This window comes from Pseudomonas sp. SID14000, from assembly GCF_002165135.1.
GTDB lineage: Bacteria > Pseudomonadota > Gammaproteobacteria > Pseudomonadales > Pseudomonadaceae > Aquipseudomonas.
Window position 1 is genome coordinate 1 of sequence record NZ_NFZQ01000111.1, and the last position, 434, is coordinate 434.

The 434-nt window shown below is 76.0% G+C and carries 1 protein-coding gene; it reads right to left on the reverse strand.

Features of this window, described 5'->3' with window-relative positions; genetic code table 11:
• Window positions 1–434, reverse strand: a 434-nt coding sequence (locus tag CAY82_RS27585; protein WP_170931140.1) for a hypothetical protein, incomplete at both ends; no start/stop codon positions are given.

A 434-nucleotide genomic window follows, 5' to 3' on the forward strand; every position in this document is an offset into this window, starting at 1 on the left:
AGCCGACCCAGGACCAGCGGACGCGGACCCGGCCGCCGCCGTTGAGCGCGCGCACGCGGCCCACGGCGTTCGGCAGCCAGCGGTAGCGCTCGCGCGGGCCGCCCGTCGCGGGGTCCACGACCCAGGGCAGCAGCCCGACGAACCGCGCGAGCAGCAGCAGGACCGCGAGCGCGAGCAGCACCCACAGCTCGAGCAGCACGAGGACGACCGACCCGACCACGACGACGGTGAACAGGATCCCCAGCACCGTGAACAGCGTCGCGACGACGGGGCCGAGGACGTCGTCGTCGACCGACGGGATGCCGCCGATGGGCCCGAAGTCGACCATCCGCGTGCGTCGCCTCCACGGCAGCACGTGGATCTCGAGGCACGCGGTGCCGGTGCGCGCCGGCGCGCCGGCCGGACGAGGCGCGTCGGCGGCACGGGTCGCGTCG